The sequence below is a fragment of the Flavobacterium sp. genome (assembly GCF_036405015.1).
GTDB lineage: Bacteria > Bacteroidota > Bacteroidia > Flavobacteriales > Flavobacteriaceae > Flavobacterium.
Window position 1 is genome coordinate 1 of record NZ_DASWYK010000248.1, and the last position, 8,954, is coordinate 8,954.

The 8,954-nt window shown below is 31.4% G+C and carries 10 protein-coding genes, 1 other RNA gene and 1 pseudogene; 5 read left to right on the top strand and 7 right to left on the bottom strand.

The window, feature by feature from the left end; all coding sequences use genetic code 11:
- Positions 1–213: pseudogene (locus tag VGE71_RS21580) on the top strand (16S rRNA (guanine(966)-N(2))-methyltransferase RsmD); the annotation flags it as partial.
- A 77-nt stretch (positions 214–290) separates the two neighbouring features.
- On the opposite strand, the gene VGE71_RS21585 reads toward VGE71_RS21580, so the two are convergent.
- Positions 291–2,408, bottom strand: a complete 2,118-nt coding sequence (locus VGE71_RS21585) for an outer membrane beta-barrel family protein (protein ID WP_331140170.1) — start codon at positions 2,406–2,408, stop codon at positions 291–293.
- 137 nt (positions 2,409–2,545) lie between these two features.
- Between VGE71_RS21585 and VGE71_RS21590 the strand changes: the two genes are divergently transcribed.
- The 3 genes from VGE71_RS21590 to VGE71_RS21600 all read left to right on the top strand — a co-directional run bounded on the left by VGE71_RS21590 (position 2,546) and on the right by VGE71_RS21600 (position 5,012).
- Positions 2,546–3,904: a HAMP domain-containing sensor histidine kinase gene (locus VGE71_RS21590; protein WP_331140171.1), complete on the top strand. Its 1,359-nt coding sequence runs from the start codon at positions 2,546–2,548 to the stop codon at positions 3,902–3,904.
- Between the two features lie 10 nt (positions 3,905–3,914).
- Complete coding sequence (locus VGE71_RS21595; RefSeq protein WP_331140172.1) at positions 3,915–4,604, top strand: response regulator transcription factor; 690 nt, start codon at positions 3,915–3,917, stop codon at positions 4,602–4,604.
- 213 nt (positions 4,605–4,817) lie between these two features.
- Positions 4,818–5,012 carry a hypothetical protein gene (locus VGE71_RS21600; RefSeq protein WP_331140173.1) on the top strand — a complete coding sequence of 65 codons (195 nt, stop codon included), beginning with the start codon at positions 4,818–4,820 and terminating at the stop codon, positions 5,010–5,012.
- Positions 5,013–5,250: 238 nt separating this feature from the next.
- Here the strand turns inward: VGE71_RS21600 and VGE71_RS21605 are convergent, their stop codons facing one another.
- Positions 5,251–6,501 (bottom strand): cation:dicarboxylate symporter family transporter, encoded by a 1,251-nt coding sequence (locus VGE71_RS21605; RefSeq protein ID WP_331140174.1) that lies wholly within the window; start codon positions 6,499–6,501, stop codon positions 5,251–5,253.
- Between the two features lie 32 nt (positions 6,502–6,533).
- An RNA gene (gene rnpB, locus VGE71_RS21610) (RNase P RNA component class A) lies at positions 6,534–6,865 on the bottom strand.
- A gap of 125 nt (positions 6,866–6,990) precedes the next feature.
- On the opposite strand from rnpB, the gene VGE71_RS21615 reads away from it, so the two are divergent.
- Positions 6,991–7,284 carry a hypothetical protein gene (locus VGE71_RS21615; protein ID WP_008467915.1) on the top strand — a complete coding sequence of 98 codons (294 nt, stop codon included), beginning with the start codon at positions 6,991–6,993 and terminating at the stop codon, positions 7,282–7,284.
- 103 nt (positions 7,285–7,387) lie between these two features.
- Here the strand turns inward: VGE71_RS21615 and VGE71_RS21620 are convergent, their stop codons facing one another.
- The 4 genes from VGE71_RS21620 to VGE71_RS21635 form a co-directional block, all read right to left on the bottom strand.
- Positions 7,388–7,759, bottom strand: a complete 372-nt coding sequence (locus tag VGE71_RS21620; protein WP_331140175.1) for a LysM peptidoglycan-binding domain-containing protein — start codon at positions 7,757–7,759, stop codon at positions 7,388–7,390.
- A gap of 6 nt (positions 7,760–7,765) precedes the next feature.
- Complete coding sequence (locus tag VGE71_RS21625; protein WP_331140176.1) at positions 7,766–8,245, bottom strand: BON domain-containing protein; 480 nt, start codon at positions 8,243–8,245, stop codon at positions 7,766–7,768.
- Between the two features lie 110 nt (positions 8,246–8,355).
- Positions 8,356–8,496: a hypothetical protein gene (locus VGE71_RS21630; RefSeq protein WP_331140177.1), complete on the bottom strand. Its 141-nt coding sequence runs from the start codon at positions 8,494–8,496 to the stop codon at positions 8,356–8,358.
- 21 nt (positions 8,497–8,517) lie between these two features.
- Positions 8,518–8,954: hypothetical protein (locus VGE71_RS21635; RefSeq protein ID WP_331140178.1), on the bottom strand; the 437-nt coding region annotated here is incomplete at its 5' end.

The following is an 8,954-nucleotide window of genomic DNA, read 5'->3' on the forward strand; positions in this document are numbered from 1 at the left end:
CTAACTGTTTTTGAAAGAGATTTACTTGAAGAAGACGGAATGATGATTATCGAACATTCTAAATACACCAAACTCGATCATATGAGTAATTTTTCTTTTCAGAAAAGTTATGGCGGTTCTTACTTTAGTTTTTTTGAACTAAATTCTACCGATGATGATGAAGAATTACCTCACGATATTTCTAAAAAAGAAGTTGAAGAAGACGAAGGTTAATTGTTTTAAATATTCAATTTTTTAAATTCCAAATTCCAATACAAATGCTTGGAATTTGGAATTTTTCATTTGGAATTTTATCTAATTCTATTCTCATTTTCATTAACGCTTTTTTGCTTAAACTCGCTTTCTTTTATTTTCCCGAAAGAATAACGAACAGCAATAGAAATTTCATTCGCATCAACCAAATACCTTGCTCTTGAGCTAATATTATTGACCGTAAATCGCTCTGCATAAATCGTGTTTTTAAAAATATCATTATAATTCAAAGTACAGTTCCAGTTTTTGCCAAAAGCTTTTGCCAGTGACAAATCGAGTATAAAATTGGCTTTACGCTCATAGATTCCATCGTTTTGTTTTGTTGTTCCCCAAAAAGAAAAAACGAAAGTAAAGTCTTTAGGCAGTTTAAACGTATTGTTTGAATAGTAATACAAATAAGGTTTTGATGGACGCAAAAATGCGCTATCGTCTTCCACTCTACTTTTTATAAAAACCAAAGAATTTGTTGTTGTCCAAAATTTATACGTAAACGGAAGTGTAAAATCTATCGTAAAACCTGTTTCTCTTTTAAAATTAACATCAGTAATCATTAATACATTGGTTTCGTCATTAAATACAAAACTAGAATTGACGACATCTTTGGTCTGATAATAACTCAATTTTACAGATTTGTCGTGATATTGAAATGAACTCGAAATTTCGTCTACAAATGCTGGCATTAAATTGATGCTGCTTCCATACAAAAAATACGGATTTATATACGTTGCGATTTGACTTAACGAGGAATATTTTGGTCTCACAATGCTTTTTGAATAATTGACATTGATACTTTTTGTGCTATCAATAGGAAATGTAAGATCGGCTTTGGGAAACAAATTGGTGTAATTTTTATCAATAGAAGGAGAAATCTGTGTTCTAAACTTTGCATAAACATTCGTATTTTCTGTTCTCAATCCGAATGAAAAATCGATTTTCTTCCACTTTCCAGAAAACTGAATATAAGCTGCTAGGTTTTCTTCTTTAAAATCATAATCGGAAATTTCGTTTTCATTTTTATCGAAATCAAAAATAGCTGCGTTGGATAATGATTTGGCTTTTAAATACAATCCGCCATATTCCAGATTCATTTCATTTTTAAACTTTTTCTCCAAATCAATTCTTCCCGAAAAAACATCAACATTAAATTTCTGATCACGATTTTGCGACAATGCAAAATCTGTTTCATTATAATTATTAGACACTAAACTTTCCAAATGCTGATTAAAATTGGAATACTGAAAACCAACAAAAACATTAGTGTCAATTGATTTTATCTTTTTTGAATAATTTACAAATGCATTGACAAAATCCTTTTTACTAGCATTATCACTGAAAGTAAAAACATGGTTTACCTGATCCTGATTTTGGTTGAAAGTAAAAGTGTTAATATCGAAAGTGTCATTTTGCAACTTCCCGTTTACATTGGCTGAAAAATAATCTTCATCATTAATTTTATAAAACAAACCTCCGCCAAAAACGTACTGATCTCTTTTGGTTACCGCCGAAACATCATAATCTGAAACAATATTGGCCTGTGGAATTTGATACGCAATACTATGATTCTCCCAAGGTTCAAGTTTATTATAATTGAAATTGGCTTTCCATTCTAGTTTATTCTTTTTAAAATTAGAGTTGAAACCAAAATAATTATTGTAGTGCTTTTTGAAAGAAGCGGTTTCTGAAACATCTGTTTTAAAGCCTTCTTTTTTACTAAGTTTTCTGGTAATTAAAATTACAGCACGACCTTCAGCTTCGTATTTAGAAGACGGATTTTTAATAATTTCTATTGTTTTAATATCAGCAACTGCTAAAGCATTTAAATCGTTTATCGTTGCTTTTTGACCGTCAATATAAAGAAGCGGATTTCCTTTTCCAACAATCGAAATATTTTCGCGATCACTGCTTATTTGAACCAATGGTAATCTGGAAAGCAAATCAATTGGATTTGGAATTGAACTGTAAACTGAATTGGCAACATCAACTTTTATATTTCCGTTAGAATTGGTGAAAGTTTTTTTGTTTTGAGCAATTACAACTTCATTTAACTGATGATTTGAAATCGAGTCTTTTGCTCTTTCGTTTTGCGCATTTGCCACCATTGAAAGACAAAAAAGTAAAAGAGCAATAAGAAGTTTAAGCGGTAAATACAGATTCATTTACAAATAATTTTGGGTTATTGATTTTGCAAAAGTGCCTCTAAAAAAGAATTGTGTAAGTTAATTGGAGGTTAATGCAGCGTTAATCTGCTATTTGTGTTGTAAAAGCAGTATTTTTGAAATGAATTTTTACGAGCATGAAACAAAGAATCAATTTATTAATCGCGTTTTCTGTAGTGGCACTTATCGTTTTGATGACCGTGCAATGCTACCTCGTAAAAACAACTTACGAATATAAAGTCGCGCAGTTTCACACGCAGATTAAAAATGAAATTGGTAAAATCACTAATAATTACAGTGATATTGATTCGGCATTGGTGGCTAAAAAAGAAGCGCTTTACAAAAGTTTATCTGAAAATTATATTAAAGGAAAAAACACTAAACAGGATATTAAAATTGGTGTTTTGAAAAATGAATATCAAAGTGCTGTAACACAACAAATACAGCGAAAGTTTGAAAAGGATTTGCCCTATTTTAAAATTGATTTTGCTATTGTTCTCAACAAATTCATCCTGTATCAAAATGCAAAAAAGAACGATACTATTTTTTCTGAAAAACCATTTATTGAAAACAAACTTTATGGAAATCTGAATTCTTTAAATCAGGCTTTTTTGGTTCGAAGTTATGTTGGTATTACAAATGGAACTTTTGAAAATCAGAACTATAAATTGCTTACCGAGGATTCGATGTACGTTTCGGTTATCGATTGGGAAATGATTATTTTGAGACGAATGACCTTTATTCTAATTCTGTCTTTATTATCAATTCTGACTTTGATCACTCTTTTTGTTATTGCTTTGAAGGCTTTAATCAAACAAAAAAAAGTAAGCGATGTAAAAACTGATTTTATTAACAATATCACACACGAATTAAAAACACCATTGGCTACTTTGGGAATTTCAACCAAAATCTTGGAGCAGAAAAACATTCGTGATAACGATGAAAACTTCAATGCGATTGTTAACACTATTTCGCGTCAAAACAATCGTTTACAGAATTTAATTGATCAGGTTATGGCCAATTCTTTGGCAGAAAACGAATTAGAATTACAAAAAGAAAAAATTGAAACCGAAGATTTTCTTCTTTCCATTTTAAATGACTTTAAGATCACTTTTCCAAAAATTAATCTTAAAACCGATTTTCAAACACAAAAAACCATTTTAGTTTTAGACCGATTTCATTTAACAACTGCTTTTTTAAATGTTCTGGAAAATGCTGTAAAATATGGTTCAAGCACGATTACAGTAAAAACAAAAATTGTAGAAAATCAATTTTCCATCAGTATTGAAGACGACGGAATCGGAATTGCAAAAAACAAACAATCTTTGCTATTTGAAAAATTTTATCGTGTAGAACAAGGAAACCTTCACAATACAAAAGGATTAGGTTTAGGTCTTTACTATGTAAACCAAATTGTAAAAGCGCATCAAGGCTCTGTGAATGTTATTAGCGACTTAGGAAAAGGTGCTCAGTTTATTATTTTATTAAAAGTTTAATTCCCTTATTTTGAAAAAATTACTTTTAGCCGAAGACGATTTTGATTTTGCTGCAATCTTAAAACAATATTTAGAACTACATCAATTTGAAGTAATCTGGGCAGAAAACGGCGAAATTGCTTTGGATTACATTAAAAACCAAACTTTTGACATTTGTGTTTTTGATGTTATGATGCCGAAATTGGACGGATTTTCACTGGCCGAAAAAGTAATCAACATCAATCCCGAAATTCCATTTATTTTTCTAACCGCAAGAAAGTTAAAAGAAGACAAAATCATTGGACTAAAATTGGGAGCAGATGACTATATCGTAAAGCCTTTTGAAGTGGACGAACTGGTGCTTCGTTTGCACAATATTCTTAAAAGAATTGAGCAAAAAAGAAGCTTAAACGGAAATACAATGATCGAAATTGGTTCGTATATTTTTGATAACGAACGTCTAACTCTTAATAATAAAAACCACGTTCAGCAACTTACAGAAATGGAAGCTTCTCTTATCGAATATCTATTTCTAAACCACAATCAATTATTAAAAAGAGATCAAATTTTAATGTCTGTCTGGAAAAAAGATGATTATTTCTCAGGAAGAAGCATGGATGTTTTTATCAGTAGATTGCGGAAATATTTCAATTCAGATCCTAATATCAAAATTGAAAGTGTCCGAAATGTTGGATTAGAATTTAAAATAGAAAAACCTTGATTCGTCAAGGTTTTTCTATTTTTATTCCAATAACCCAACCTAAAGAGAAGTTTGCAAGTGGAGTAAATTCGGTTTCATATTTATCGATATTTATTCCAGTTTATTAATCTAAAAAATCCAGAATTAAAATCATATAACCTTTATAAACAATTCTATAACAACAATTAAAACTCATGTTTTTAACTTTGAAGGAAACTTTAAAATCTAACAATCATGAACCTAAAAAGATTTTTCGGTGGATTATTGACAATCCTCGGAATTGTAGGACTTATTTATACAGCAGTGATTTTTTCAGATACTTCTGGAGAAACTAGAGATATAAAATCACTCATTATTTATGGAATATTAGGAATTGTGTTCTTTACGTCTGGAATTAGTTTAGTACGTGCAACGAAAGACGAATCTTAATTTTTAAGTGGCAAAGCTACAAAGTTACAAAGAGACAAAGGTTTAAATCTCTGTAGCAAAACTGGTGATTTTTTTAACGCAAAAAATCGCTAAGTTTTTTTATGTAAATAGTACCCGATTTAAATATCAAGTTCGCAAAGATTTATTAAACTTTGCGAACTTGATATTTTAATTTATCTGGATAAAAAACCTTTGCGTTTCTTTGCGTAAATCTTGCGTTCTTTGCGGTTAAGAGACATTACTCTTCTACAATAGGATTCAAATCTAATTCTGTAAAATCTCTTTCTGTTTTAGAAATAATGATTGTCGCCACAGTGTTTCCAATTAAGTTGGTAATCGCTCTGGCTTCGCTCATAAATTTATCAACTCCTAACAAAAAAGCCAAACCTTCAACCGGAATTTTATGAAGTGCTGTCAAAGTTGAGGCTAAAACAATAAATCCGCTTCCTGTAACTCCTGCTGCACCTTTCGAAGTAATCATCAAAATCCCGATTACACTAAGAATTTCGAAAAGGCTCAAATGCACATCATACAACTGTGCAATAAAAAGCACAGACATCGAAAGATAAATCGAAGTTCCATCCAAATTAAAAGAATATCCCGTCGGAATCACCAATCCTACAACCGATTTACTGCAACCCATTCTTTCGAGTTTTACCATAATACTAGGCAACGCAGCTTCGGAAGATGAAGTTCCCAAAACCAATAAAAGTTCTTCTTTAATATATTTTAAAATAGAAAGAATACTGATTTTGTAATATCTAAGAATGGTTCCTAAAATCAGAAACACAAAAAGAGCCATTGTTAAATACACGCACAACATTAATTTTCCAAGCGGAATTAAAGTCGCCAAACCAAATTTACCGATTGTATAAGCCATTCCTCCAAACGCTCCAATTGGCGCTAGATACATTACATATTTCAAACAAGTAAAAACGACTTTAGAAAATCGTTCTAAAATCAAAATGGTTTGTTCTCTTTTTTTATAAAAATTCAAAGCGATTCCGCAGACAATGGCCGCTAATAAAACCTGAAGCGTAAAATTGGACAAGAAAAATTCCAGCCAAGAAAAATGTTCTGAAGCTTTTTTGGTATATTCACTTGCATCCCCAAAAGTCAAAGTCGATTTATCAATTTTTCCAGGTTTAAACAAATAAGCAACTGCAACTCCGATAGCCAAAGCAACGGTCGAAACTACTTCAAAATAAAATAATGCTTTTACTCCAATTCTGCCCACTTTCTTTAGATTTCCCATTCCAGAAATTCCTAAAACAATAGTCAGAAAGATAATCGGACCAATAAAAAGCGAAATCAGCTGAATAAACTTCTTGCCTAAAAACTCCATTTTTTTACCATTTTCTGGTGAAAAATGACCAAGCAAAATACCCGCTACAATGGCGATCAAAACCCAAAAAGTAAGATTGGTAACAACAGTGTAAAAAATGCCTTTATTCGCTTTTGAAGAAGGATTAGGAGTGGTAATATTCATGAAAACGGGTTAAGATAGTTTCACAAATATATAAAAAATGCAGACCTGTAAGCCGGATTCTGTTCTTGCCGTATTTTGCAATAAGACAATACCTTATCATTTATCTAGATTCAGCATTACTACTGAACTCAATCTACCTACCCTTCGGCAACGAACGAGAAGCCCTTAAATGCCGATATACTTGGTATTTCACCGCATAGAGTTTACCTGGTTTCACTACAGCATTACCTGTACATACTTTCTGCTGCACTTGTCCTAATCCCGATAAATCGAGACCGACGGGCGTTACCCGCTATGCTTCTCTATGGTGTCCGGACTTTCCTCCCTTCCGATGAATCGGAACGACGATAAGGCGGTCTGCGCTGCAAAAGTAGCGATTTATGAACTAACAATAATGATTTTAAATTTCTGTTTTTGTGACATTCATTCTAACTTTTTAATTTTAAAATAGTTATCTTTAGAAATCTATAATTTTAAATTCAGTTTATCATGAAAAGAATGTATCATTACGCAACTGTTTCAAAAGCTTTAGATCAATTGAATGAGAAAGGATTTACGTGCGATTTCAATCGAAATGCTGACGCAATTAAAAAAAATCCTGAGAAATTTGAAATTGTTCATGTGTATCGATACGAAGGGGAATCGGATCCCGCGGATGAAGCAGTTGTATACGGAATTAAGTCGACTTCTGGTAAAAAAGGAGTTTATGTTGCTGGTTTCTCAGCCGATTCAGATCAGGAAACAGCAAAATTTTTATTTGATTTAAGTATTAGAGGAAGGTAGTTTTTACAACTCCAATCCGAAGCTTGAAAATAAAAATCCAAATTCCAATTTGCAGTTGCACAATTGGAAATTGGATTTTTTTTCTTGGATTTTGTCGGTATTTTTAGGTAGTTGGTATTTTCAACTTCCATCCTGGCTGAATCAAATCGGGATTTGAAATGATATCTTTATTGGCTTCGAAAATATCTTGCCACGAAACACCATACGCTTTTCCTATTTTCGAAAGAGAATCTCCTCTTTCAACTGTATATTCTCTCGAAACACCTTCTTCAACATCAATATTCATTACAACATCTGCAGATCTGTAATCTGGATCTATTTTTTCGTAAGCATTCCAAAGTCTGTCTTTATCGGCGGCAGATTTAGCAGTTCCGTCGATATAAAGTACATTATCTTGTTCTCTTATTTGCAAGTTTTCGATTCCTAATTGGGAAGCTAAATCTGCTACTTCTTTATATTTATCATGTAAACTCATAACAACTTATTTTATGATTAATTTGTTATCAACTTTTTTAGGTTTTAATTCCTGAATGCTTTGCATAAGGGGCTGTAATTTTGCTCTTTCAATTTCTCCTGAAAGCGTTACAACGCCACCAACAACAGTTGCACTTACACCATCATAAGCATCTACAACTTTATGCACCGATTTGTCTAATTCGTTATCCGGATTGATAACAACAGCGGCAGCGGCAGGTTCTTGATTTGCTCTCGCAATTTCGCAGGTATTTACAACAGATTTTACTCCTTTTGTTGCTCGAACGCTTTTTTCAATGTTTTTTTTGAAAATCTCATCTTCACAAGTTCCTGTAATTGTAGCAACACCATCATGCACGGTAACCTGAATGTTTGGAGTATCACTAAGTTTTTCGCTGATTGCTTTTTCAATGTCTGCATCTTTGGGAGCGCAGGCTACTAAGGAAACTGCAAGTGCCATTCCTAATAAAATTGACCTCATTTTCATAATACTATCTTTTAATAATTAACTTTTTTAAAATTACAGAGATTAAGTATCAAAAGATTATATGATGTTATGATAGGTTTTATATGTTTTCCAGTAAATCGAAATTACTTCTAAAACTTAAATTTTATTTTTTTCTTTGATTTCAAACTTTCAAGATGCTTTAAATAATCAAAGTTTTCATTTCTTCCACTTTCAATACCAATTTTGATTTCTTTTTTGAGAAGTGATAATTGATTTATTTTTGCTTTCATAGAAATTACCTAATTTTTAATCTAATCAGTTTTTGGCACTTTAGTTACTTCTTGCACTTTTTCTACAACTTTATCAAAAATTGGGTTATTAGGCTCACTACCCTTTTCTATGTAACCCGTTTTCTGATGAGTAAAAATACTGTTAGCTGCCATAACTAAAATTTCATCTTTTTTATCTGATACAATTGTGTTATAAAAATGTAAAGATGCACCATATGAATTTTGGCGTTGTTTATTAATAGTTTCATTATGCTTACATGCATTATAATTCTTTATACAGAATTTTAAAATATAAATATTTATAGAAAGTAATAGTGCACGTAATAAAGTATGTTTGATAAGATAAAACCATAATATTTCTTGTCCACAAGACGGACAAACTAAATTGAAATTTTTAAACGTACATACACAAATTTCATTTAAATGATTATCAAAACTATTTATAAAGTACCAAATTA